Origin of the sequence: Methylobacterium indicum (assembly GCF_001043895.1) — a bacterium.
Taxonomy (GTDB): Bacteria; Pseudomonadota; Alphaproteobacteria; order Rhizobiales; family Beijerinckiaceae; genus Methylobacterium; species Methylobacterium indicum.
The window spans coordinates 1-25,178 of the sequence record NZ_JTHF01000141.1 but is presented as its reverse complement, the minus strand read 5'-3'; the positions used below and the strand labels follow the sequence as shown (position 1 = coordinate 25,178).

The following is a 25,178-nucleotide window of genomic DNA, read 5'->3' as shown; positions in this document are numbered from 1 at the left end:
CGCCACCCCCGACGCCGACCAGGCCGCGGCGCGCAACCCCCCGGACAAATGACGCGCCCGCGCCAGGCCCATCGCCGCCCCCTCGCCCACCGTGACCGGGAGGTCCCTCGTTCCGAGATGCGACCGGACCCCCGCCAGGACCCGAGACAGGATGCGTCGCGCCAGGACCCGCGTCAGGACCCGCTCCGGGCCGGCGCGGCGGGCCGGCGCGGCGAGAAGCCGGCGCCGTCGCTGACCAGCAGCCGCGGCCTCGACGCCTTCACGTTCTTCGTCGCCAACCTGCAGACGGGCTTCGGCCCGTTCGTGGCGGTCTACTTCACGTCCCAGAGCTGGACCCAGTCCGATATCGGGCTGGTCCTCACCATCGGCGGATTGTTCAGCCTGTTCGGGCAGGTGCCCGGCGGCGCCTTCGTCGATTGGGTCACCTCGAAGCGCTTCGTCGCCGCCCTGTCGGTGGCGATCATCGGCGCCTCCGCGGCCGGCCTTGCGCTGTTTCCGACCTTCCTGATCGTCGCGCTCTCGATGGCGGCGCACTCGATCGCGAGCTGTACGCTCACCCCGGCGATCGCCGCGATCAGCCTCGGCCTCGTCGGCCATGCGGGCCTGGGCGAACGGCTCGGGCGCAACGCCCGCTTCTCCTCGATCGGCAATGCCCTCGCCGCCGCCGGCATGGGGGCCTGCGGCTACTACCTGTCGAGCGAGGCGGTGTTCTACGTCACGGCGGCGCTGGCCATCCCGACGCTCGCCGCCCTGTGGTTCGTGCGGGCGAGCGAGATCGACATGGTGCGGCCGCAGGCGTCCGCGGGCGGCACGGCGCTGGGCGGCTGGGCGAGCCTCAAGCTCCTGCTCACCAACCGGGCGCTCCTGTGCTTTGCCGCCTGCATCACCCTGTTCTTCGTCGCCAACGCGGCGATGCTGCCGCTCGTCGGCAGCGTGCTCACGGTGCGGGCGAGCCACACCGCCACCATCCTGATCGCCGCCTGCATCATGGCGCCGCAAGTGGTGATGGCGCTCATCGCCCCGGCGGTGGGCCGGGCCGCCCAGGCCTATGGCCGGCGCCCGCTCCTGATCATCGGCTTTGCCGCCCTGCCGATCCGCGGCCTCCTGTTCGCCTACACGGACGCGCCCGAGCTCCTGGTGGCGGTTCAGGTCTTCGACGGGATCTCGGCCGCGGTGCTCGGCGTGATGGTGCCGCTGATCGTCGCCGACTGCACCCGCGGCACCGGCCGCTTCAACATGGCGCTCGGCGCCGTCGGCACCGCCATGGGGCTGGGGGCGGCGGCCAGCACCACCCTGTCAGGCTACATGGCCGACCATTTCGGCTCCCACGCCGCCTTCATCGGCCTCGCCGGGGTGGCGCTCGTCGCGCTCGTCCTCGTGGTGGCGATCATGCCGGAGACGCGCCGCGCCCCCGCTCTCCCGGATGCCGGGGATTGATGCACCGGGGCGGGGGAGCGGCGGGTTGCGGTGCAGCACCCGCTCAACTCCCGTTCAGGAACGGCGGCGTATCGATGGGCCGCGCCGTTTGCCTGCAACACAGTCTTTGCCTGCAACACATCGACTGCAACACATGGCGACGCTTGCGCGTTGCGAGAAGCGGGTGGGGCTTGCGGAAGAGAGCGGAGAGGCTGCGGCGGGGTTCTTGCATCCCGCTCCTCTCCCGACCGTGAGCCGCACGCGTGCGAAGAACCGGGATCGATCGCCACGATGGATGACCTCTGCGCGTACGCCAACCGGCCCTGGGCCTTCGTGGCCCGCTACCTGCGGCGCCGCATCGTGCCCCACGCGGCCATCCTGGTCGCGGTTTTGGGCGCCGTGGCCTGCTCGGTCAGCACCCAGTACGGCCTGAAGGGCGTCGTCGACGCCCTCGGCAAGGGCCCCGAGAACAACCAGCTGATCTGGCCGGCGCTCACCGTCCTGATCTGCTTCATCGCCGCCGACAACATGCTGTGGCGGGTCGCGAGCCTGATCGCCAGCTTCACCTTCGTGAAGGTGACGGGCGACGTCCGCCGCGACCTCTTCCAGCACCTGACCGGCCACTCGCCGTCCTACTTCGCCGACCGGCAGCCCGGTACGCTCGCGAGCCGCATCACGGCGACCTCGAACGCGATCTTCACCGCCGAGAACATGTTCGTCTGGAACGTGATGCCGCCCTGCGCGGCGGCGTTCGGTGCGATTCTCTACGTCGGCAGCGTCAGCGTGCCGATGGCGCTGGGCCTGCTCGTGATCTGCGGCGGCGTGGTGGTGCTGATGTTCCGCATCGCCGCCGCCGGCAAGCCGCTGCACCACGACTTCGCCGAGAAGGCGGCCTCCGTCGACGGCGAGATGGTCGACCTCGTGAGCAACATGCCGCTGGTGCGGGCCTTCTCGGCCTACAAGCGCGAGTTCGCCCGCTTCGACCAGACCATCGGCACCGAGATGAAGGCGCGCAGCCGCTCGCTGCTCTACCTCGAGCGCCTGCGGATCATGCACGCCCTGATCACCGTCGTGGCGGTGCTCGGCCTGCTGTTCTGGGCGATCAAGATGTGGCAGGCGGGCAGCGCCACCGCCGGCCAGGTCGTGCTGGTCTGCACGCTGGGCATCACCATCCTGGCGGCGACCCGCGACCTCGCGGTGGCCCTCGTCGACGTCACCCAGCACACCGCCCGCCTGTCGGAGGCCCTGCGCACGCTGCTGCAGCCGCACGACCTGCGCGACCATCCGGAGGCCAAGCCCCTCGTCGGCGAGGGTGCGCGCATCACCTTCGAGGGCGTGGCGTTCAACTATCCCGACGGGCGCGAGGTGTTCGGCGACTTCAACCTCGACATCCAGCCCGGCCAGCGCGTCGGCCTGGTCGGCCGCTCGGGCGGCGGCAAGTCGACCCTGTTCACCCTGCTCCAGCGCTTCTACGACCCGCAGACCGGCCGCATCCTCATCGACGGCCAGGATATCGGCCGGGTGACCCAGGAGAGCTTGCGCGAGGCGATCACGGTCGTGCCGCAGGACATCTCGCTGTTCCACCGGAGCCTGCGGGAGAACATCCGATACGGCCGGCCGGAGGCCACCGACGAGGAGGTGTGGGCCGCCGCCGAGGCCGCCCGCTGCACCGACTTCATCAACGACCTGCCGGGCGGCTTCGACACCATCGTGGGCGACCGCGGCGTCAAGCTCTCGGGCGGCCAGCGCCAGCGCATCGCGGTGGCCCGCGCCATCCTGAAGAACTCGCCGATCCTGCTCCTCGACGAGGCGACCTCGGCGCTGGACACCGAGTCGGAGGAGGCGATCCGCGAGGCGCTCGGCAACCTGATGAAGGGCCGCACCACCATCGCGATCGCGCACCGACTCTCGACCCTGAAGGATTTCGACCGGATCGTCGTGCTCGACGGTGGCCAGGTGATCCAGGACGGCTCCCCGGAGCGCCTGGTCCATCTCGACGGGTTCTACCGCGACCTGATCCAGCGCGAGACGATCAAGCTGTCGCGCGAGGCGGCGTGACGATCGGGGAGCCGGCCCTTCGTCCGGCTCCCCCCTGGCGAGCGACGTGAGCGTGGCGCCCGTTTCCCGGTCGGGAGGCGGGCGCCACGCTTTTTTGGTGCGCTGTGCCGGATGGGAGCGTCGTCGCGGACCCGCAGCGCAGGGCAAGGATCGAGGCGGGCGAGCGGTCGGGGATCCGCGCCCACCATACCCCCGGCCCGCATAAGACGCCCCCGTTTCAATCGAGCCGTCGGGATTTGTGCGGTGCAGTGAACCTTTCGCCGCGACGGCCGTTGATGTCTCGTGCCGCCCATCGCCAGAGGCGCGTCAGCGCGCGGCGGCGGGCATCGTCCACTCCCGACAATCGAGGACCATCGATGCTGAAGACCATCACCTATGCGATGATCGGTGTCCTGGCCTGCGGACTCGTGGTGGCCGTCGTCGGCGCCTCCGGGACCCTGCTGCCCGGCTAGCAAGGAATCGCGTGGCCCGCTCCCGCAGCTGGCGGGGGCGGGCTTCCCCGTCGTCATCGCGTTCGGCAGAATCGGCGGGATACCGTCGAGGAACCCGCGATGCCGAGACTGATCGTTCCGTTTCCCTCCGACGCCGACATGGCGGACGACGACAGCGTCGTCGAAAACTTCTTCGACTCCGTCGATTCCTACCTCCACCGGCACGTCCACAACACGGACCGGTCGATCGCCGAAACGGACTGCCCCGAGATCGAGGTTTGCCAGGCGCTATTCTACGAAGCGCAGATCAACAACGGCGGCCACATTCAGTTCGTGTGCAACACGGACGACGACGAAGAGACGTACCGGGCCGTCGCCTCCGGCCTGATGCATGTCGGCGCGCGGCGGCACCTCGCGGTTCTGCTCGATTTCGTGGAGTGGCGACGCGGCAACCCCGCACTGATGCACGGGATGATCGGCAAGCCCGATCCCTATCGAGGGCCGCACCGCCCGTTCTTCGATCGCTTTGACGACGCCTTCTTCGCCGAGAGCGAGGCGCCGATCAGCCGCTACGCGGCGGACTGGATCAGGTCGAGCGTGCACGTCGCCCAGGTGCCGATCGAGGAATACCTCGACTACAAGGCCGGGAGACGATCCCACACCCTGCTCTGATCCCGGCGGGTCGCAGGCGTCCTGCGGCGCGCCGGCAGGCATCCCGCCGCAGGACGCTCCGGCCACGCCCTCGCGCCAAGCCCCGGTGCCAAGCCCTCGCGCCCGTGGCGTGGCCAGCCCTGAACAGACTGGCGTCGGCAGGCCAACGCCTCGCCCGCTCAAGCTCTTGCTTCGTCACAGATTCTTTCTGCCGAACCGGCGTCCGCTTCGGCAAAATCTGCTCAGCCGGCGCGCGGCGCCCCGTCCGGCAAGACCGGGGACGACCGGTCCGCGAAGGTCCAGACCCGGTGGCCGAGGAAGTTCCAGAACACCACCACGCCGGTCGCGACCACCTGGGCGGCCGTGTAGTGCAGGTCGAGGCCGCGGGTGAGGCCTGCCATGATCAGCCAGGTCAGCCCGAACCCGATCGCGGCCACGACCCCGAAGCGCCAGGTCGCCTCGGCATGGGGCCGGTCGCTGGCATAGGTCAGGCGGCGGTTGAGCCCGTAGGAGACCACGGCGCCGACGAGGTAGCCGGCGAGCGCCGCCGGAACCGGGTCGGCGCGACCGGTCTCGACCAGTGTCGCAAGGACGGCATAGTGGACGGCGAGCGCCACGAGGCTGACGCCGAGATAGGACGCGAATTGCCGTCCGAACGCCGACAGCGCGTCGAGGGTCCGCAGGTTCGATTCCGGTTCGCTCGCCACGACGCCACTCGTCATCACCGGGCGAACGGACGGCGCCCTCCCCCCTGTCTAGCGCCCGGCACTGAACCGAAGATGACCCGAACCGGGCGAAATCGGGGACGATCGCTCACCCCTGCAGGCGGGCCGCGACCTTGCGGCTGAGCCAGCGCGGCATCAGGCGGGCGGCGAGCACCGCCGCCCGGTTGGCCGCACCGGGGATCACCACCGCCCGGCCGGCGAGATGGCCGGCGACCGCCGCGCGGGCGACCGCCTCGGCGGTCATGACGTTGCCGGTGAAGCGCTTCGCCCCGCCGACATCCGCCCGCTGCGAGAATTCCGTGGCGGTGGCGCCGGGGCAGACCGCCGTCACCACGACGCCGTGGGGTCGTGCCTCCTCGTAGAGCGCTTCCGACAGGGACAGCAGGTAGGCCTTGGTGGCGTAGTAGGCCGCCATGTTGGGGCCCGGCAGGTAGCCCACCACCGAGGCGACGTTGAGGATGCCGCCCTCCCGCCGCGCGATCAGGCCGGGCAGCACGAGCCGCGACAGGATCGTGGGCGCGGCGACGTTCACCATCACCATCTCGGCCTGGTCCCGCGCCGGCAGGGCGGAAAAGCGGCCGCGCAGGCCGAAGCCCGCATTGTTGACGAGGGTGCGGAGAACGAGGCCCCGCGCCCCGACCGCCGCGGCCAGCCCCTCGGCCCCGCCCGGGGCCGCGAGATCGGCCGGCACCACGACCACCGGGACGGAGAGTTCCGCCGCCAGCGCCTCCAGCCGCTCCGTGCGCCGGGCACTCAGCACCAGCGGGCGCCCCCGCTCCGCGAAGGCGCGGGCGATCTCCATCCCGATCCCGCTCGACGCGCCGGTGACGAGCGTCCAGCGCGCATCTCCCCCGGTCTGCCCTGCCGTCATGTCCCGGTCTCCGGCCACGCCCTTCCCCTGATCTGCACGCCTATGCTAAGGGCGCCCAACGCAATCCCCGCCGCTCCCGGACGTTCCGCTCCCGCCTCGACGCCTCACGCGCCCCGAGGACGGGCCTCTGGAACGGGGCAGCGCGCCGCACGAGTCTGAAGCGTCCGATGCCCAAGCGCACCGATCTCTCCTCCATCCTCATCATCGGCGCGGGCCCGATCGTCATCGGCCAGGCATGCGAGTTCGACTATTCCGGCACGCAGGCCTGCAAGGCCCTGCGCGAGGAAGGGTACCGGATCATCCTGGTCAACTCGAATCCGGCCACGATCATGACGGATCCGGATCTGGCCGACGCCACCTATGTCGAGCCGATCACCCCGGAGATCGTCGCCCGCATCATCGAGAAGGAGCGGCCCGACGCACTCCTGCCGACCATGGGCGGCCAGACCGCGCTGAACTGCGCCCTCTCGCTCAAGCGCATGGGCGTGCTGGAAAAGTTCGGCGTGCAGATGATCGGCGCCACCGCCGAGGCGATCGACAAGGCGGAGGATCGCAGCCTTTTTCGCGATGCGATGACTAAGATCGGCCTCGAGACGCCGAAATCGGCGCTCGCCAACGCCTCGGCCGCCAAGAAGGCCGATCGTGAGAAGTACCTCGCCGAGGTGGCCCGCATCGAGGCCGCCGAGGGCGACGAGACGGCCCGCAAGACGGCGCTTGCCGCCTTCGAGAAGAAGTGGGCCTCCGGAGAGAACGACCGGCGCAAGCGCTACGGCGAGCACGCGATCGGCCAGGCGCTGGTCGCGCTCGCCGAGGTCGGCCTGCCGGCGATCATCCGCCCCTCCTTCACGATGGGCGGCACCGGCGGCGGCATCGCCTATAACCGGGAAGAATTCCTCGACATCGTCGAGCGCGGCATCGACGCCTCGCCGACCAACGAGGTCCTGATCGAGGAATCGGTCCTCGGCTGGAAGGAGTACGAGATGGAGGTCGTCCGCGATAAGGCGGATAACTGCATCATCGTCTGCTCGATTGAGAACGTCGACCCGATGGGGGTGCATACCGGCGACTCGATCACCGTCGCCCCGGCGCTGACGCTGACCGACAAGGAATACCAGCGCATGCGCGACGCCTCCCTCGCGGTGCTCCGCGAGATCGGCGTCGAGACCGGCGGCTCGAACGTGCAGTTCGCCGTCGACCCGGCCACCGGCCGGATGATCGTGATCGAGATGAACCCGAGGGTGTCGCGCTCCTCGGCGCTCGCCTCGAAGGCGACCGGCTTCCCGATCGCCAAGGTCGCGGCGAAGCTCGCGGTCGGCTACACCCTCGACGAGATCGCCAACGACATCACGGGTGGGGCCACCCCGGCCTCGTTCGAGCCGACGATCGACTACGTCGTCACCAAGATCCCGCGCTTCGCCTTCGAGAAATTCCCGGGCGCCGAGCCGACGCTGACCACCGCCATGAAGTCGGTCGGCGAGGCGATGGCGATCGGCCGGACCTTCGCGGAGTCGCTCCAGAAGGCCCTGCGCTCGCTCGAGACGGGGCTCACCGGCCTCGACGACATCGAGATCGAGGGCCTCGGCAAGGGCGACGACCGCAACGCCATCAAGGCGGCGATCGGCACGCCCACCCCGGATCGCCTCCTCAAGGTGGCGCAGGCCCTGCGGCTCGGCGTCAGCCACGAGGAGGTGCACGCCTCCTGCAAGATCGACCCGTGGTTCCTGGAGCAGCTCCAGGGCATCATCGATCTCGAGACCAAGGTGAAGCGCTTCGGCCTGCCGAAGACCGAGGGCGCCTTCCGCCAGCTCAAGGCGGCGGGTTTTTCGGATGCGCGCCTGTCGGTGCTCGCCGGGATCGAGGAAGGCGCCGTGCGCGCCGCCCGCCGGGCCCTGTTGGTGCGGCCGGTCTTCAAGCGGATCGACACCTGCGCGGCCGAGTTCAAGTCGCCGACCGCCTATATGTACTCGACCTACGTCGCCCCCTTCGCGGGTGCGGTGGCCGACGAGGCCCAGCCCTCGGACGCCAAGAAGGTGATCATCCTCGGCGGCGGCCCGAACCGGATCGGCCAGGGCATCGAGTTCGATTATTGCTGCTGCCACGCCTGCTTCGCGCTGACCGACGCGGGTTATGAGACCATCATGGTCAACTGCAACCCGGAGACGGTGTCGACCGACTACGACACCTCGGACCGGCTCTATTTCGAGCCGCTGACCGCCGAGGACGTGCTGGAGATCATCGAGACCGAGCGGCAGGCCGGCACGCTGCACGGCGTGATCGTGCAGTTCGGCGGCCAGACCCCGCTGAAGCTCGCCCGCGCCCTGGAAGAAGCCGGCGTGCCGATCCTCGGCACCTCGCCGGACGCGATCGACCTCGCCGAGGACCGCGACCGCTTCAAGCGCCTGCTCGACAAGCTGCACCTCAAGCAGCCCAAGAACGGCATCGCCTATTCGGTGGAGCAGAGCCGTCTGATCGCCGCCGATCTCGGCCTGCCCTTCGTGGTGCGCCCCTCCTACGTGCTGGGCGGGCGCGCGATGGCGATCATCCGCGACGAGACCCAGTTCGCCGACTACCTGCTCGACACCCTGCCGAGCCTGATCCCGTCGGACGTCAAGGCGCGCTACCCCAACGACAAGACCGGCCAGATCAACACGGTCCTGGGCAAGAACCCGCTCCTGTTCGATCGCTACCTGTCGGACGCGATCGAGGTCGACGTCGATGCGGTCTCCGACGGGCGTGACGTGTTCATCGCCGGCATCATGGAGCACATCGAGGAAGCGGGCATCCACTCGGGCGATTCCGCCTGCTCGCTGCCGCCGCGCTCGCTGTCGCCCGAGACCATCGCCGAATTGGAGCGCCAGACCCGTGGCCTCGCGCTGGCGCTCGAGGTCGGTGGCCTGATGAACGTGCAGTACGCGATCAAGGACGGCGACATCTACGTCCTCGAGGTGAACCCGCGGGCCTCGCGCACCGTACCGTTCGTCGCCAAGGTGATCGGCGAGCCGATCGCCAAGATCGCCGCCCGGGTGATGGCCGGCGAGCCCCTCGCCACCTTCGACCTCAAGCCGAAGACGCTGCCGCACATCGCCGTCAAGGAAGCGGTGTTCCCCTTCGCCCGCTTCCCCGGCGTCGACGTGCTGCTCGGACCGGAGATGCGCTCGACCGGCGAGGTCATCGGCCTCGACCGCGGCTTCGGCGTCGCCTTCGCCAAGAGCCAGCTCGGCTCCGGCACCCAGGTGCCGAAGAGCGGGACGGTCTTCGTCTCGGTGCGCGACGACGACAAGGCGCGCATCCTGCCGGCGATGAAGCTGCTCGCCGAGCTCGGCTTCACGGTGCTGGCCACCGCCGGCACGCAGCGCTACCTCGTCGAGAACGGCGTGCCCGCCACCCGCATCAACAAGGTGCTGGAGGGCCGCCCGCACGTCGTCGACGCGATCAAGAACGGCGACATCCACCTGGTGTTCAACACCACCGAGGGGGCGGGCGCCCTGTCCGACTCACGGTCGCTGCGCCGGGCCGCCCTCTTGCATAAAGTGCCGTACTACACCACTCTCGCCGGAGCGATGGCCGCAGCAGAGGGGATCAAGGCCTATCTCGGGGGTGATCTCGAGGTCCGGGCCCTGCAGGAATATTTCGCGGCGTAAAGTCGTAAGACCGCGAAAGAGCCCTATCTCATCCCCTCGCGCCCGCGCGAGACATTCGGAAACAGGCCCGGTCGGGAGGCTCACCCTCTCGCCGGGCCGATTATTTGTGACGCGAGACGACGATGGACAAGGTTCCGATCACGGTACGGGGTTTCGCGGCGCTCGAGGCGGAGCTGAAGCGCCGTCAGCAGGAGGAGCGTCCGCGGATCATCCAGGCGATCGCGGAGGCCCGCGCGCTCGGCGACCTGTCGGAGAACGCCGAGTACCACGCCGCCAAGGAAGCGCAGTCCCACAACGAGGGCCGGGTGCTGGAGCTGGAGAGCCTGATCTCCCGCGCCGAGGTCATCGACGTGTCGAAGCTCTCGGGCTCGAAGATCAAGTTCGGCGCCACCGTCAAGCTGATCGACGAGGACACCGAGGAGGAGAAGACCTACCAGATCGTCGGCGAGCCCGAGGCCGACGTCCATGCCGGCCGGGTCTCGATCACCTCGCCGATCGCCCGCGCGCTGATCGGCAAGGGCGTCGGCGACACCGTCGAGGTCGTCACCCCGGGCGGCGGCAAGTCCTACGAGATCGTCGGCATCCAGTTCGGCGCCTGATGCACCGAAGGCCGCCCGGCACCCGAGCGCCGGAAGCCGACCGGCGAAGCGTTGCCGGAGCGGCGGCCGAGGGCTATCTCGTCCCTCACGAGGTGGCCCCGCTGGTCGCCGTGGAGACGACGCCGATGCTGCGCTGGTGCAAGTCCCTGATCGGCTCCCTGATCGGCCGATCCCTGGTCGCGGCCGCCCTGGCGGCGACCGCCCTCCCCGCCTCCGCGCAGGAGGCCGCGCTGCCGCCGGCGACGCGCTTCTCGGCCATCCAGGTCGATGTCCGCCCCCTCCTCGCCACCGGCCTCAGCATCTATGCCGAGGGCGTGCGGGCCGAGTTGCAGGCGGCGCTCGCCCAGGCCTTCGCCGGCCGGGTCGGCGGTCCCGGCCCGACCCTGGTGGTGCGGGTGACCGGCCTCTCGCTCAACCCCTATGCCGGCAGCGAGACGCGCAGCGGCGGCCGGGGCGGCGGAGGCGGCAACGCCACCAACACCGACTATCTCGAAGGTGAGGCCCTGGTGGTCGACCGCGGCGGCACCGTGCTGCTCCGCCACCCCCAGCTCTCGGCCACCAATGCCAGTTCGGGCGGCGCTTGGTACGACCCGGCCTCGGAGCGCCGGCGCGTGGCCTACATCGCCGGGCATTACGCGGCGTGGCTGAAGAAGGGGTTGGGGCTGGAGTAGGGCTTCGGCCGGACGTTCATTCCGCCCCCGAGGGCGGATGGTCGAGCGGCTTGGCCCGGTCCAGCCGCTCGGTGGCGGCACGGTCGGACGCTGCCGCGAGCAGCGTCTGCCAGTCGTCGGGTGGGTTGCCCGCGTCGAGCATGCCCTTGAACACCCGATAGGCATCGGTCTTCGCGCCGTAGGTTCGCAACGTGCTCTGATCGTTCACCCAGGCGAAGATGATGACCTTCGACCGGCTGTCGTAGCGGAAGAACAACCGGAACCGGCCATTGCCGAACTTGGCCCGGAACCAGTGCTTTCGAGCGCTCCCGAGCGTGCCGCCCTGGCGGTAGTCCGGACGTGTCGGATCGGCCGGGATCGTCTCGAAGATGAGCGTCACCAGCATCGCGAGGAGCTTCGCCTGAGCCGTTCCCCGGTATCCCTCGGGATCGGCCGCCTTGGCCTTTTCGACCGCCGCCGTCGCCCTCCCGAGCTGGTCGAGCAGGAGCGGATGGGCAAAGAGGGTCCAACCGTTGACGACCATGGTTCAGAGCGTCACGGCCCCGTCGACCTCATCGTCGAGATCGACGCTCATTCCTTCCGTGAGGACGGCCATGCGCTCCGCGAGGTCGCCCGGGAAGACCGTGATGCGCGCGGGATCACGGGCCATGTCCTGCGCGAGGAACGCCAGGAAGGACTCGATCACCGGGTCCGTCTCGTCCTGTGCCGCGACAAGACTCACCCGGCCGCCTTCGTCGACGACGAAATCAATCTCACCGCCGTAACCCACACCGAGGGCTTGGCGCACGACCTTGGGAATCGTTGTCTGCCCCTTCGACGTGATCTTGCTGCGCTCGCGGACAAGGGTCGACACGGCCGCCTCCATCGCCCAAAAAGTAAGGAAAAAATCTTACTTCAAGGAGTGCGCTCTGGCAACGGTAACAGGCCAGCCGTGAAGGATGGCCGTCGCCTGGTCCAGCGGCCCGCGAGGCGGGAAGCCGGCCGCACAGGATGCCCCCTCAAGCACCTGTCCCCGGCCTCGTACCGCGCCGAAATCGTGCTATGGCGCGTCGGTGGCCGGGTCTCGCGGGACGGGCGGGACCGCACGGTGCGAAGGGGGAGCCGTGCTGAACGAGAGCGTGTCTGCCGAGGCGGATCTCGCGCGGTCGATCGTGGCCGTGGCCGCCGGCGATCGCGCGGCCCTGCGCGCGCTCTACGAGGCGACGGCGCCGAAACTTCTCGGGATCGTCCTGCGTATCCTCAAGGATCGAAGCGCGGCCGAGGATGTGCTGCAGGAGGTGTTCGTGCGCGTCTGGCAGCGGGCAGACAGCTATGATCCGCTGGCCGGACCGCCTCTGGTCTGGCTCGGGGCGATCGCGCGGCACAAGGCGATCGACCGCATCCGGCAGGACAAGGCCGCGCGTCTGATCCAGGCCGAGGACGGCTGGCTGGAGCGCCTCGCCGACACCCGCGACGGGGAGACCGACCTCGCCCGGCGCGATGCCCTGGCCCGCTGCCTCGACAGCGTCGAGCCCGGTCACCGCGACTGCCTCGTCCTCGCCTATTGCGAGGGCTGGTCGCGGGAGGAACTGGCGGCCCGGCACGACCGGCCGGTCAACACGATCAAGACCTGGCTGCGCCGCGGCCTGACGAGCCTGCGCGGCTGCCTGGAGGCGGCATGAGCGGCGGAATCACCGATCGCGGCGTGCCGTTCTGGGCGGAGGATCCCGACGGGACGGCCGGGGAATACGTGCTCGGCACCCTGTCCGCGGCCGAGCGCGCAGCCTTCGCGCAGGCCCTGCGCGGGGACGCGTCCCTGCGCGCCGCCGTCGCGGCCTGGGAGGGCCGGCTCGCACCGCTCGCCGAAACGGCCCCCGCGGTGGTGCCCGCTCCGCGGGTCTGGGAATCGATCGAAGCCCGGATCGGCATCGGAGGCGCCGGCGGCCGGGCGGACGCGCCGGATTCCGGCATCGGCCGGGACCGCATCGTCCGGCTCGAGCGCGGTGTGCGGCGGTGGCGGATCGCGGCGGGGTTGGCGAGTGCCCTCGCGGCCGGCCTCGCGCTCTGGATCGTCGTGCCGCATCCGGCCGCCGATCAGCGGCAATACCTCGCCGTGGTCGACCGGGGCGGTACCCTGCCGGCCCTGATCGTGCGGGTTGATCTCGGCGGCCAGACCGTGCAGGTGCGCAGCCTCGCGGCGGAGACGCCGCCGGATCACAGCCTCGAACTCTGGTATGTCGGTGCGGGCGCCCCGCCCCGCTCGCTCGGTCTCGTCGGCCCCTCGCGGCTGACGCTGCCGGCGGGCTTGGGCGGCGTCTCCGACGGCGCGAGCCTCGCGGTCTCGGTGGAACCGAAGGGCGGCTCGCCCACGGGAGCGCCGACCGGGCCGGTGGTCTATTCCGGGCGCCTCATCCGCGAGTGATCCCCCGCGCGGGATCAATCGTCGGGCGCATGGATCGGCTTGAACGAACGCGGACGATCCCCCGCAAGCCCGCTCGTCGCGAGGGGATGCGGGGGACCTCGGATCGCGGGATCCGGCCGGGGCCGGATCCCGGGTGCGGATCAGGGCATCAGCACGCCGTTGATCACGTGGATGACGCCGTTCGACTGCATCACGTTGGCGATGGTGACGCGGGCGGTGTTACCCTTGGCGTCGGTCACGACCAGCCCCTTGCCGCCACGGGCCATCGTGACGGTCAGGGGCTCACCCTGCGCCGTCTTCAACGTGGCCTCGCCGCCGCCCTGCTTGACGAGCGCCATCAGGTCCTTCGACGTGTAGGTCCCCGGCACGACGTGGTAGGTCAGGATGCTGGTGAGCTGCGCCTTGTTCTGCGGCTGCACCAGCGACTCGACGGTGCCCGGCGGCAGCTTGGCGAAGGCCGCGTTGGTCGGCGCGAACACCGTGAAGGGCCCCGGGCCGGAGAGCGTATCGACGAGGCCCGCGGCCTTCACCGCCGCCACGAGCGTGGTGTGGTCCTTCGAGTTGACCGCGTTCTCGACGATCGTCTTGCTCGGATACATCGGCGCGCCGCCGACCATCGGGTTCTTGGCGAGCGCCGGGGCCGCGGCGAGGCCGAGGCTGAGACCGAGAGCCAGGCGGAGAAGGGTCTTGGACATGTCTGCTTCCTCGCGATGCGCCCCATCCGGGCGTCGCAGGCCCCTACGCGGGGCGGGAGCGGGAAAGTTTCAGCCTCCCGCGCGAATTCGCGCGAAAAAATCGTCCGGCGCCTGGAGGCAGGGCCGGCACGACCAAAACCGTGCGCAAGGCGGGCTCCTTGCCGTAATCTGACCGAGGGGGGATGCGGTTTCCCCACCCGGACGCCCAGAATGGAACTCAAGTGGATCGAGGACTTCCTGAGCCTCGCCGAGACCCGCAGCTTCTCGCGCTCGGCGGAAGCCCGTGCCGTCACCCAGTCGGCCTTCAGCCGGCGCATCCGCTCGCTGGAGGTCTGGCTCGGCACCGCGCTCCTCGACCGCAGCACCTACCCGATCACGCTCACCGCCGACGGGCGGCAATTCCTCGAGACCGCCGAGGAGGTGGTGCGGCTGCTCACCCTGAGCCGGGCCGATTTCCGCGCCCGCAGCGACGGGGCCGGATTGCCGGTGGTGACGATCACGGCGCTCCACTCGCTCTGCCTGTCGTTCCTGCCGCGCTGGCTCGGGCGCATCCGTGACGCGCTCGGGCCGGTGGCGAGCCGGGTCCTGCCGGACAACTTCAACATCTGCGTCCAGGCGCTGGTCGAGGGCGGCTACGACCTCCTCCTGACCTATCACCACCCGGGCATCCCGATCCCGCTCGATCCCGAGCGCTATCCCTGCCGGATCGTCGGCCGCGACAGCCTGGCGGCGGTGGCCGCCCCCCGCGGGCTGGTGCCGGATGCTCGCGGCCGCCTGCCGCTCCTGCAATATTCCCGCGGCTCGTTCCTCGGGCGTCTGGCGGGGATCGCGCAAGGGGGCGAGGACGCGCCGGCGACCTACCCGGTCCACACCAACGAGAACTCGATGGCCGAGGCCTTGCGCTCGATGGCGCTGGGCGGCCACGGCATCGCCTGGCTGCCGCGCAGCCTGGTCGAGCCCGAGATCCGCGCCGGGGCGCTGACGGTGCTCGGCCGCGAGATGCCGATGGACATCCGGCTCTACCGCAGCGCCGAGCGCCACCGCTCCTTCCTCGACGAGGTCTGGGCGGTCGCCGCGGAGGACCCGCCAAACTATTCGGATGCGGAATAGTTCATGCCAACCATAGCATTGGCGGCCGGCGCGATGCGGGATTATTCCGCCGCCATCCGCTGACGGCGCCGCGGCTCCTCCCGAGCCGCCCCGCCCGATCCGGCGTCGATCCGTCCATCCGACGCGACCCCGGACCCGGTCCGCCCTCCGGCGCGCCGGAGCGCGGTCGCGCGCAAAAAAATCCGCCAGGAGCCCTCCCGTGACCGCCAACCCCACCCGCATCGAGCACGATCTTCTCGGCGACCGGGAGGTGCCGCAGGCCGCCTATTACGGCATCCACACCCTGCGCGCCGTCGAGAACTTTCCGATCACCGGCACCACGCTCGCCACCTGCCCCGACCTGATCCGGGCGCTCGCCGCGATCAAGCAGGCGGCGGCGCTCGCCAACCGCGAGCTCGGCCTGCTGGATCCCGAGCGGTGCGACGCCATCGTGGCGGCCTGCATCGAGATCCGGGCCGGTGCGCTCCACGACCAGTTCGTGGTCGACCAGATCCAGGGCGGGGCCGGCACCTCGACCAACATGAACGCCAACGAGGTGATCGCCAACCGGGCGCTCGAATTGCTGGGCGCCGAGCGGGGCGATTACGGCCGGCTCCACCCCAACGAGCACGTCAACATGGGGCAGAGCACCAACGACGTGTACCCGACGGCGCTGAAGATCGCCGGGATCGGGGCGATCCGCCGGCTCGTCGACGCGATGGCGGCCCTGCGGGGCAGCTTCGAGGCCAAGGCGGAGGAGTTCCGCGACGTCCTCAAGATGGGCCGCACCCAGCTCCAGGACGCGGTGCCGATGACGCTCGGCCAGGAATTCGGCACCTACGGGCGGATGCTGGCCGAGGACGAGGCGCGGCTCGGCGAAGCCGAGCTCCTGATCCGCGAGATCAACCTCGGCGCCACCGCGATCGGCACCGGCATCACCGCCCACCCCCTCTATGCCGGCCTCGTGCGCGAGCGGCTCTCGACCATTACCGAGATCCCGCTGATCACCGCCGAGGATCTGGTGGAAGCCACCCAGGATTGCGGCGCCTTCGTGCAGGTCTCCGGCGTGCTCAAGCGCGTCGCCGTCAAGCTGTCGAAGACCTGCAACGACCTGCGCCTGCTCTCGAGCGGGCCGCGGGCGGGCTTCAACGATATCAACCTGCCGGCGCGCCAGGCCGGCTCCTCGATCATGCCCGGCAAGGTCAATCCGGTGATCCCGGAGGTCGTCAACCAGGTCGCCTTCGAGGTGATCGGCAACGACGTGACGATCTCCTTCGCGGCGGAGGCCGGCCAGCTCCAGCTCAACGCCTTCGAGCCGGTGATCGCCTACAGCCTGTTTCGCAGCCTCGCCCACCTGGAGGCGGCCTGCCGCACCCTCGACGTGAACTGCGTGCGCGGCATCACGGCGAACCGCGAGCGCCTGCGCGCCAGCGTCGAGAACTCCATCGGCATCGTGACCGCGCTCAACCCCTATATCGGCTATCGCAACGCCACGGCGATCGCTATGGAGGCGCACGCCACGGGCCGGGGCGTCTACGACCTCGTGCTCGAGAAGCAATTGATGGCCCGCGACCAGCTCGACAGGGTGCTGCAACCCGACCGGCTGACGCGCCCGCAGGCCCTCACGGCGATCTGACGATCGCGGGAATCCAAAGTTCGCGGCGATCGAGGGATCGCGGTGACCTGACGTTCGCCGCGATCCTTCGATCGCCGGCACGCACCGGACGGAAACGCCAGACATCCGCGGGAGACCCCGGGCACAGGATCGTGCCCCGGGGCTCTTTCCGCACATCCGTTCATCTTCGGGAGGAACACGCACCATGGCACACGTCGAATCGACCGGACGCTCGTCGAGCCGGCTCACCCTCTATACCGGCATCGGCCTGGCGCTCGGCGTCGCGGTCGGCGCGGTGCTGCACGGCATGGCGGGCAGCCCGGCCGAGGCGAAGGAGATCGCCGGCTACTTCACCATCGGCACCGACATCTTCCTGCGGCTGATCAAGATGATCATCGCGCCGCTCGTCTTCGCCACCATCGTGTCGGGCATCGCGAGCTTCGGCGACACCAAGGCGGTCGGCCGCGTCGCGGGCTTCGCCATGGGCTGGTTCCTCACCGCCTCGATCGTCTCCCTGTCGCTCGGCTTCCTCGTCGCCAACATCTTCCAGCCCGGCGCCAGCCTCGGCCTGCCGCTGCCGGACGCCGCGGCCCAGACGGGGCTCAAGGCCGCCTCGATCAACCTGCGCGAGTTCATCACCCACGTCTTCCCGACCAGCATCGTGTCGGCGATGGCGACGAACGAGGTGCTGCAGATCCTGGTCTTCTCGGTGTTCTTCGGCTTCGGCCTCAGCGCGATCGACCGCCGTTACGCCGACCCGATGGTCCACATGCTGAATGGCCTCGCCGCGGTGATGTTCAAGGTCACCGACGCGGTGATGAAGGTCGCCCCTCTCGCGGTCTTCGCCGCCATGGCCTCGGTCGTCACCATCCAGGGCCTCGGCGTGCTGATCGACTACGGCAAGTTCATCGCCGTGTTCTATCTCGGGCTGGCCGTCCTGTGGGCGCTCCTGATCGGTGCCGGCTGGCTGGTGCTCGGCCACAGCGTCGTGCGGCTCCTGCGCCTCCTGCGCACTCCGATGATCGTCGCCTTCTCGACCGCCAGCAGCGAGGCCGCCTTCCCGCGCACCGTCGAGGTGCTGGAAAAGTTCGGCGTGCGCCCCCGCGTCACCGGCTTCGTTCTGCCCCTCGGCTACTCGTTCAACCTCGACGGCTCGATGATGTACCAGGCGCTGGCCTCGCTGTTCATCGCCCAGGCCTTCGGCATCCATCTCGGCGTCACCGAACAGCTCACCATGCTGCTCGTCATGATGGTGACCAGCAAGGGCATCGCCGGCGTGCCGCGCGCCTCCCTGGTCGTGGTGGCCGCCACCGTCCCGATGTTCGGCCTGCCGGCCGCCGGCATCCTGCTGATCATGGGCGTCGACCAGATCCTCGACATGGGCCGCACCGTCACCAACGTGCTGGGCAACGGGCTCGCCACCGCCGCGGTCGCCCGCTGGCAGGGCGAGATGCAGGAGGGCACCGACGAGACGGCCGAGGCTCCCGCCGCGGTCGCGGTGCCGACCGGCAAGGCGGCCTGAGACGGCACTGGCGTCCCGCCGGCCGCAGGGCCGGCGGGGGCAAATCGCTTCGACGTCGAGCGCGAGGTTTCGTCCTCGTCCTGCCCGCATGGAACTGGTCGGAAAAAGGAGGCGTGGGTTCCCCTCCTCTCCCCGCCCGCGGCTAGCGGATTCACATAACGCTTCTGAAGCCCAACTCCTTGTGAGAGCGGACGCTTTCCCGTCCTCAGGCGATCCCGGGCTATCGAGTATGGCTGCAAGTTGTGTGGAGGTCTGTCCGGAGGAAAATCTCCTTAAGAAGCAAGTGCGGGGGATCCCCTCTCCCGTGTGGGAGAGGGGAGGCGCGCTATTCTTTCCTCGGGTAGCCCTGCCACAGGGGGAGAAGAGGCTCGCTACCTTCACATGGAAATGCGCTCGAACCGAGTTGTGCGAATCCGCCAGCTGCCCGCGGGGAGAGGGGATCTCGCGCTTGCGACTGACGACACCTCGTCCCGGAGGGACGACGACCGGGAAGACGGCGTCGCAACCCCCGCGGCCGGTCGGTCCGCTCCGCGGCGACCCACCCGACCTCCGATCCCGCCCATCCCGCGCATTCAGTCCGACTCTTGTGCGCATACCGCGCAATCATACGGTTGACTCCCCCGTCGTTCTGCGCTCTTCAAGCAATAACAGACGGATTATCGCGCCATTCGATGCGCGATTTCCGCATCGGAGGAACGCATGGCGACGGAAGCGGACAAGGACCTGGGCGGAATCCGCATCAAGCGCGCGATCGAGCGCGTGCCGGGCGGGATGATGGTGGTGCCGCTGCTGATCGGCGCGGTGATCGCCACCCTGTTCCCGACGACCCCGAAGGTGTTCGGCTCGTTCACCGGCGCGCTGTTCACCGGCGCCCTGCCGATCCTGGCGGTGTTCTACGTCTGCATGGGCGCCAGCATCGACTTTCGCGCCACGCCCTACATCGTCAAGAAGGGCGGCACGCTGCTGGTCGTGAAGGTCGGCATCGCGATGATCCTCGGGGTGATCTTCGGCCGCCTGCTCGGCGAGGCGCCGATCGGGGCCGGGCTGTTCGCCGGCCTCTCGACGCTGGCGATCGTGGCGGCCATGAACGACACCAATGGCGGGCTCTACATGGCGCTGATGGGCCAGTACGGCCGCCCGCGGGATGTCGGCGCCTACACGATCATGTGCCTCGAATCCGGCCCCTTCCTCACCATGGTGACGCTCGGCGTCGCCGGCCTGTCGGCGTTTCCCTGGCAGACGATGGTCGGCAGCATCCTGCCGCTCCTCGTCGGCATGCTGCTGGGCAACCTCGACCGCGAGATGCGCGCCTTCCTGGGCCGGGCCGTGCCGGTGATGATCCCGTTCTTCGCCTTCGCGCTCGGCACCGGGCTCGACCTGACCAAGATCTGGCAGGCGGGTCTGCTCGGCCTCGGGCTGGGCGTCGCCGTGACGGTGCTCACCGGCATCCCGCTCTTCTTCGCCGACCGGCTCACCGGCGGCACCGGGGTGGCGGGGGTGGCCGCCTCCTCGACCGCCGGCAACGCCGCCGCGGTCCCGGCGATCATCGCCGCCGCCAACCCGGCCTATGCGGAGGCCGCCGCCCCCGCGACCGTGCTGGTCGCCGCGACCGTGGTGGTGACCGCGATCCTCACCCCGCTCGCCACCGCCTGGACCGCCAAGCATTTCGGCGAGCCGGCGGACGGCGCGGTCGAGCCGGCCGAGGCCGCCCCCGTGCCGGAGCGCGCCTGAGCCATGACGCGCCGCTGGCTCATCCTCGCCGACGACCTCACGGGCGCGGCCGATTGCGCCATCGCCTTCGCCCGGCGCGGGGCCACGGCCTGCGTGCAATGGGGCGAGGCGGGGCCCGGTGCCGGAGAGGCGGTCCTGTCGCACGATGCCGACAGCCGCCAGCTCGGCCCCGAGGCCGCGGCGGCCCGCCACGCCGCCCTGGCGGAGCGGCTGCACGACCCGGACCGGGCCGTGTTCAAGAAGATCGACTCGACCCTGCGCGGGCAGCCGGCGGCGGAACTCGCCGCCACCCTCGACGTCCTGCGCCGGCGCATGGGCGGCGCCTTCGCGATCCTGGCGCCGGCCTTCCCGGCCACCGGCCGTACCACCGAGGACGGGCGGATCCGGGTCGCCGGCCGGCCGCTCGCGGAGACCGAGCTCTGGCGCCGGGACCACACCTACCCGACCGACGCGCTCCCGGCGATGCTGGACGGGGCCGGGCTCACCAGCACGACGATCCCGCTCGCCACCGTGCGGGCCGGCGGCGAATCCTTGCGCGCGGCGCTCGACGCCGCGTCGCGGGCTTCCGCGGTCGCGGTGCTCGACGCGGTGGAGGACGACGACCTCGCCCGGATCGCGGCGGCGGGCCTCGCCCTCGACGCGGCCGGCCTCGTCTGGATCGGCAGCGCCGGCCTCGCCCACGCCCTGGCGGCGGCGGAAGCCGCGTCGCCCGCCCCGGCCCGGACGGTCGCGAGCGGCCCGGGCGGCACGCTGGTGGTGGTGGGGAGCCTTGCGGCCATCTCCCGCGCCGCGGCCCGCAGGCTGGCGGCCGGGACGCGGCTGCGCCACGTCCCGGTGGCGCCCGACTGGCTCCTCGACGCGGGCGAGGCCGAGCGGCGGCGCTGGTGCGACTCGGTCGCGGCCCGCCTCGCCGTCGGGGACGACGTGCTGGTCGAGGTCGCGATGGGCGAGGCGCCGGATCTCGCCATCGGGTCGCGCCTCGCGACCGCACTCGGCGCGCTGCTCGCCCCGGCCGCCCCCCATCTCGGCGCCCTGGTGGCGACCGGCGGCGAGACCGCGGCGGCGCTCCTGGCCGGATTCGGGGTCGACGGTCTGGCGCTGGTCGACGAGATCGAGCCCGGCGTCTCCCTCGGGGTGACGCGGGGCCGGATCGCCGTCCCGATCGTCACCAAGGCGGGCGCCTTCGGCAGCGAGGACACGCTCCTGCGCGCCGTCCATCACCTCCGGGCCATCAGACACGAAGGGTCTCCGACATGAGCCGACCGACCGTCGCGATCACCATGGGCGATGCCTCCGGCATCGGCCCCGAGATCATCATGAAGGCGCTCGCCCGGCCCGACATCGCGGCGCTCTGCCGACCCGTCGTGATCGGCGATGCCGAGCGCCTGCGCGAGGCCGGCCGCATCGTTGAAAACAACCTGACGGTGCAGGCCGTCGCCTCGCCCCGCGAAGCGACCGACGCGCCCGGCACCGTGGCCTGTGTCGATCTCGGGCTGATCCCGAAGGATCATCCGTTCGGACGCGTCTCGCCGGTCTCCGGCGAGGCGGCGTTCCGCTACATCGAGCGCGCCGTCCAGGTGGTCCAGGCCGGCGAGGCCGCGGCGATCTGCACCGCGCCCCTGAGCAAGGAGGCGCTGCACGCCGCCGGGCACAAGTATCCGGGCCATACCGAGCTTCTGGCCGCGCTCACCGGCACGCCGGAAGTCTCGATGATGCTGGTCTCGCCCAAGCTCCGGGTGATCCACGTCACGACGCATGTCGGGCTGATCGACGCCATCGCGCGGATCGAGCCGGGCCTCGTCGAGCGGGTGATCGCGCGCGGCCACGACACCCTGGTCAAGGCGGGACTCGCGAATCCGCGGATCGGCGTCTGCGCGATCAACCCGCATGCGGGCGAGAACGGCCTCTTCGGCCGCGGCGAGGAGGCGGAGAAGATCACGCCGGCGGTTCAAGCCTGCCGGGCCAGGGGCTGGCGGGTCGAGGGACCGCTGCCCGCCGACACCCTGTTCTTCCTGGCGGGGCGGGGCGACTACGACCTCGTGGTGGCGATGTACCACGACCAGGGCCACGGCCCGATCAAGGTGCTGGGCCTGGAGGCGGGGGTGAACATCACCGTCGGCCTGCCGGTGATCCGCACCTCGGTCGATCACGGCACCGCCTTCGACATCGCCGGCAAGGGCATCGCCGACGAGGGCTCGCTGGTCGAGGCCCTGCGCCAGGCGGTCGATCTGGCCCCGCGCCGGGCGGTCTGATAGGATTTCCGGACGATCAGTTCGGAAATCCTATCGCCAGCCCGCGCGGCGCGTGAGCGAGGCCGATTTCCGCATCGCGAAGCGATCAATCGGAAATCGTATGACGCCGATGACCCGCGGCCGGCACCGTCACCCGCTGCTGCTGGAGGCGCTCCAGGCCGGCGAGGTCGTGGTCGAGGAACTGGCGGAGCGCTTCGGCGTCTCCGCCTCGACGATCCGGCGCGACCTGCAACGGCTGGCGAGCGAGAAGACGATCACCCGCACCTATGGCGGCGCGGTGATCGCCCATCCGCTTCCCGAGACGAGCCTGCCGGAGCGCGAGGCGCAGGCGCGGCCCGAGAAGGCCGCCATCGCGCGGGCCGCCCTCTCGCTGCTTACCGACGACGACATCCTGATCCTCGACGGCGGCTCGACGGTGGCGGCCTTCGGGGCCGGCCTCGCCGGGCGGCGCCACGCGATCGTCACCAACAACCTGCCGCTGGTGGGCGTGCTCGCCGGTGCGCCCGGGCTCGCGCTCACGGTGCTCGGCGGGGCGGTGCGGCCCGGCAGCATGAGCACGCTGGGCCCCCTCGCCGAGGCCTCCCTGCGCCGCCTCACCGCCGACAAGGCGGTGGTGAGCGGGGACGGGTTCGTGGCCGGCCGCGGCCTGTGCGAGGCGGCGCTCGAGCAGGTCTCCCTCAAGTCGCTGATGATGGAGCAGGCGGCCGAGGTGGTGGTGCTGATGGATTCGTCCAAGCTCGGCCGCGCGACGCAGGGCGCCTGGGCGCCCCTGCCGGGCCGCTGGACCCTGGTGACCGACGCGGGCGCCACGGACGCGCAATGCGCGGACGCGGAGAGCGCCGGGGCACGGGTGGTCCGGGCGGCGGGATAGACCGCCCGCACCACTGGTTCAGGCGGCCCGCACCGTCGCCAGGAAGCGCGCGACCTCCGCCGAGAGGTGCTCGGACTGGCGCGACATCTCGGAGGCGGCGCCCAGCACCTGTGCGGCCGCCGCCCCGGTCTCCCCAGCGGCCTCGGCCAGGGTCGCGATGGTGCCGGTGACCGCGCCGGTGCCGGTGGCGGCCTCGGCGACGTTGCGGACGATCTCCTGGGTGGCCGAGCCCTGCTGGTCCACCGCCGCCGCGATCGCACCGGCGACGCCGTCGATCTCGCGGATGCGCCGGCCGATCCCGTCGATCGCCGCGGCGGCCTGGCCGGTCGAGCCCTGGATCCGGCCGATCTGGGCGGTGATCTCCTCGGTGGCCTTGGCGGTCTGGTTGGCGAGCTGCTTGACCTCGGCGGCGACCACCGCGAAGCCGCGTCCCGCCTCGCCGGCCCGGGCCGCCTCGATCGTCGCGTTGAGCGCCAAGAGGTTGGTCTGGGCCGCGATGCCGGAGATCAGCGCCACCACGTCGCCGACCTTGGCGGCGGCCTGCGACAGGTCCTGGACCAGCGCCATCGTCTCGGTCGCCTCGGTCACGGCGGCCCGCGCCAGCTCGGCGGAGCCCGAGACCTGGCGGCCGATCTCTTGGACGGAGGCACCGAGCTCCTCGGCCGCCGCCGCCGCCACGGTGACGTTGGCCGCCGCGTCGCCGGCCGCGCTCGCGACGGCGCCCGACTGGCCGGCCGCTCCTGCCGCGCTGCCGCTCAGCGCGCGCGCCGTGGCCTCGAGCTCGGTGGCCGCCGCCGAGACGCCGCCGACGATGCCGCCGACCGCCGCCTCGAAGGTATCGGCCATCTGGCGCATCCCGGCCTTGCGCTGCTCCTCGGCCGAGGCGCGGGCGAGCGCGGTCTCCTCCTCCAGCGCGCGGCTGCGGATCAGGTTGTCGCGGAACACCACGACCGAATCGGCCAGCGCGCCGATCTCGTCCGTCCGACCCTGACCGGGGATCGCGACGGCGGTGTCGCCGCCGGCCAGGCGCTGGGTCACGGCGGTGATGGCCCGCAGCGGCCCGGAGACGCCGCGCCGCACCAGCACCAGCGCGCCGCCGGCCACGAGCAGCCCCAGCCCGATCAGCGTCAGCATCTTCCGGTTGGCGCTGACATAGGTCTCCTCGATCAGGTCGCCGCTCGCCTTGGAACCGGTGCCGTTCAGCGCGACCAGCTTCTCCCAGGTGCCCATGATGGCGATGACGCCGTTCGACATGTCGGTGTTGTAGATCCGCTGGCCGCCGGCCACGTCGCCCTCGGTCGCCTTCGCGACGGCCCGGCGCTGGTGCTCGGCATAGGCGGCGAGGTGCCGGCGGAACTCGGCGTAGAGGTCGCGCTCGGCCTGTGACAGCGGCAGCGCCTCGAAGCGGGTGAACTGCTCGGCGAGGATCGCGTCGCGCTTGGCGATCTGCCCGGCGACCTGGGTCCGGAATTCGGGCGTGTCGGCGGTGAGCAGGCGCGAGGCGTTGACCCGCTGGCGCATGATGTTGATGCCGATCGATCCGAGGATGTCCGTGGCCGGCACCCGGACGTCGCGCAGGTCCGAGGCCGCCGTGTTCACCCGGCGCAGCTCCAGCAGCGCAAGGCCCCCCGTCGCCCCGATCAGAAGCGCCAGGGCGGCGAGACAGAGCCCCAGCTTCGTCGCGATCGATACTCCGCCCCGCATGGCACTTCGTCCCCGTCGTCATCCTATCGGATCGGGTCCTTCGTAATGGCGAATCGTTAAGCGTATTTGCGCATCGACCGGCACGGCTCGGTCTGATTTGATGGACTTACAGGATTGCCGGACAGCTGTCGGTGCGGCGGGTGCATCTCGCCGGATCTGACGATCCGGCCCGATTCTACGGGGCAGAATTCGCTCGTCCCGGATCCGGACGGCCGGCCCGGTGGGAGAGACGGCT

21 protein-coding genes are annotated in these 25,178 nt (G+C 70.7%); 15 read left to right on the top strand and 6 right to left on the bottom strand.

Annotated features, from left to right (window positions below; all coding sequences use genetic code 11):
• Positions 1-48: 48 nt before the first annotated feature.
• From QR78_RS17585 to QR78_RS17575, 3 genes are all read left to right on the top strand, one after another.
• On the top strand, positions 49-1,437 hold the full coding sequence (locus QR78_RS17585) for an MFS transporter (RefSeq protein WP_048428849.1): 1,389 nt from the start codon (positions 49-51) through the stop codon (positions 1,435-1,437).
• A gap of 270 nt (positions 1,438-1,707) precedes the next feature.
• Entirely contained in the window at positions 1,708-3,474 is a 1,767-nt protein-coding gene (locus tag QR78_RS17580; RefSeq protein ID WP_048428848.1) for an ABC transporter ATP-binding protein, read from the top strand.
• Positions 3,475-4,025: 551 nt separating this feature from the next.
• Positions 4,026-4,577, top strand: a complete 552-nt coding sequence (locus tag QR78_RS17575; RefSeq protein WP_048428847.1) for a DMP19 family protein — start codon at positions 4,026-4,028, stop codon at positions 4,575-4,577.
• Between the two features lie 221 nt (positions 4,578-4,798).
• On the opposite strand, the gene QR78_RS17570 is transcribed toward QR78_RS17575, so the two are convergent.
• Together QR78_RS17570 and QR78_RS17565 are read right to left on the bottom strand one after the other, a co-directional pair.
• The gene (locus QR78_RS17570; protein WP_244276344.1) at positions 4,799-5,263 is read right to left on the bottom strand and encodes a GtrA family protein; all 465 of its coding nucleotides are present in this window, start codon (positions 5,261-5,263) and stop codon (positions 4,799-4,801) included.
• 106 nt (positions 5,264-5,369) lie between these two features.
• On the bottom strand, positions 5,370-6,152 hold the full coding sequence (locus tag QR78_RS17565) for an SDR family NAD(P)-dependent oxidoreductase (RefSeq protein WP_048428846.1): 783 nt from the start codon (positions 6,150-6,152) through the stop codon (positions 5,370-5,372).
• A gap of 167 nt (positions 6,153-6,319) precedes the next feature.
• On the opposite strand from QR78_RS17565, the gene carB reads away from it, so the two are divergent.
• The 3 genes from carB (at position 6,320) to QR78_RS17550 (ending at position 11,063) form a co-directional block, all read left to right on the top strand.
• Positions 6,320-9,793, top strand: a complete 3,474-nt coding sequence (carB, locus tag QR78_RS17560; protein WP_048428845.1) for a carbamoyl-phosphate synthase large subunit — start codon at positions 6,320-6,322, stop codon at positions 9,791-9,793.
• A gap of 122 nt (positions 9,794-9,915) precedes the next feature.
• The gene (gene greA / locus QR78_RS17555) at positions 9,916-10,392 is read left to right on the top strand and encodes a transcription elongation factor GreA (protein ID WP_048428844.1); all 477 of its coding nucleotides are present in this window, start codon (positions 9,916-9,918) and stop codon (positions 10,390-10,392) included.
• Between the two features lie 125 nt (positions 10,393-10,517).
• Positions 10,518-11,063: a hypothetical protein gene (locus QR78_RS17550; RefSeq protein ID WP_244276343.1), complete on the top strand. Its 546-nt coding sequence runs from the start codon at positions 10,518-10,520 to the stop codon at positions 11,061-11,063.
• A gap of 16 nt (positions 11,064-11,079) precedes the next feature.
• Here the strand turns inward: QR78_RS17550 and QR78_RS17545 are convergent, their stop codons facing one another.
• The gene (locus tag QR78_RS17545; RefSeq protein WP_048428843.1) at positions 11,080-11,586 is read right to left on the bottom strand and encodes a type II toxin-antitoxin system YhaV family toxin; all 507 of its coding nucleotides are present in this window, start codon (positions 11,584-11,586) and stop codon (positions 11,080-11,082) included.
• A gap of 3 nt (positions 11,587-11,589) precedes the next feature.
• A complete protein-coding gene (locus tag QR78_RS17540; protein ID WP_089504130.1) occupies positions 11,590-11,916 on the bottom strand; it encodes a type II toxin-antitoxin system PrlF family antitoxin in 327 nt (108 codons plus the stop codon).
• Positions 11,917-12,166: 250 nt separating this feature from the next.
• Here QR78_RS17540 and QR78_RS17535 point away from each other — a divergent pair, with 250 nt between their 5' ends.
• A complete protein-coding gene (locus tag QR78_RS17535) occupies positions 12,167-12,724 on the top strand; it encodes a sigma-70 family RNA polymerase sigma factor (RefSeq protein ID WP_420865533.1) in 558 nt (185 codons plus the stop codon).
• Positions 12,721-13,464 (top strand): anti-sigma factor, encoded by a 744-nt coding sequence (locus QR78_RS17530; protein ID WP_048428841.1) that lies wholly within the window; start codon positions 12,721-12,723, stop codon positions 13,462-13,464. The genes QR78_RS17535 and QR78_RS17530 overlap by 4 nt, the downstream gene beginning before the upstream one ends.
• Before the next feature lie 140 nt (positions 13,465-13,604).
• Here QR78_RS17530 and QR78_RS17525 read toward each other — a convergent pair whose 3' ends face one another.
• The gene (locus tag QR78_RS17525; RefSeq protein ID WP_048428840.1) at positions 13,605-14,159 is read right to left on the bottom strand and encodes a fasciclin domain-containing protein; all 555 of its coding nucleotides are present in this window, start codon (positions 14,157-14,159) and stop codon (positions 13,605-13,607) included.
• Positions 14,160-14,369: 210 nt separating this feature from the next.
• On the opposite strand from QR78_RS17525, the gene QR78_RS17520 reads away from it, so the two are divergent.
• The 7 genes from QR78_RS17520 to QR78_RS17490 all read left to right on the top strand — a co-directional run bounded on the left by QR78_RS17520 (position 14,370) and on the right by QR78_RS17490 (position 23,239).
• Positions 14,370-15,269 (top strand): LysR family transcriptional regulator, encoded by a 900-nt coding sequence (locus tag QR78_RS17520; RefSeq protein WP_048428839.1) that lies wholly within the window; start codon positions 14,370-14,372, stop codon positions 15,267-15,269.
• 199 nt (positions 15,270-15,468) lie between these two features.
• Complete coding sequence (gene aspA / locus QR78_RS17515; RefSeq protein ID WP_048428838.1) at positions 15,469-16,884, top strand: aspartate ammonia-lyase; 1,416 nt, start codon at positions 15,469-15,471, stop codon at positions 16,882-16,884.
• A 184-nt stretch (positions 16,885-17,068) separates the two neighbouring features.
• Complete coding sequence (locus QR78_RS17510) at positions 17,069-18,385, top strand: dicarboxylate/amino acid:cation symporter (RefSeq protein WP_048428837.1); 1,317 nt, start codon at positions 17,069-17,071, stop codon at positions 18,383-18,385.
• Between the two features lie 699 nt (positions 18,386-19,084).
• Positions 19,085-20,116, top strand: coding sequence for a 2-keto-3-deoxygluconate permease (locus QR78_RS17505; protein WP_048428836.1), 1,032 nt, complete (start codon positions 19,085-19,087; stop codon positions 20,114-20,116).
• Between the two features lie 3 nt (positions 20,117-20,119).
• Positions 20,120-21,373 carry a four-carbon acid sugar kinase family protein gene (locus tag QR78_RS17500; RefSeq protein WP_048428835.1) on the top strand — a complete coding sequence of 418 codons (1,254 nt, stop codon included), beginning with the start codon at positions 20,120-20,122 and terminating at the stop codon, positions 21,371-21,373.
• Complete coding sequence (gene pdxA / locus QR78_RS17495; protein ID WP_048428834.1) at positions 21,370-22,368, top strand: 4-hydroxythreonine-4-phosphate dehydrogenase PdxA; 999 nt, start codon at positions 21,370-21,372, stop codon at positions 22,366-22,368. The genes QR78_RS17500 and pdxA overlap by 4 nt, the downstream gene beginning before the upstream one ends.
• A 100-nt stretch (positions 22,369-22,468) precedes the next feature.
• Positions 22,469-23,239, top strand: a complete 771-nt coding sequence (locus tag QR78_RS17490) for a DeoR/GlpR family DNA-binding transcription regulator (RefSeq protein WP_244276342.1) — start codon at positions 22,469-22,471, stop codon at positions 23,237-23,239.
• A gap of 18 nt (positions 23,240-23,257) precedes the next feature.
• On the opposite strand, the gene QR78_RS17485 is transcribed toward QR78_RS17490, so the two are convergent.
• Positions 23,258-24,943: a methyl-accepting chemotaxis protein gene (locus QR78_RS17485; protein WP_048428833.1), complete on the bottom strand. Its 1,686-nt coding sequence runs from the start codon at positions 24,941-24,943 to the stop codon at positions 23,258-23,260.
• Positions 24,944-25,178 lie beyond the last annotated feature (235 nt).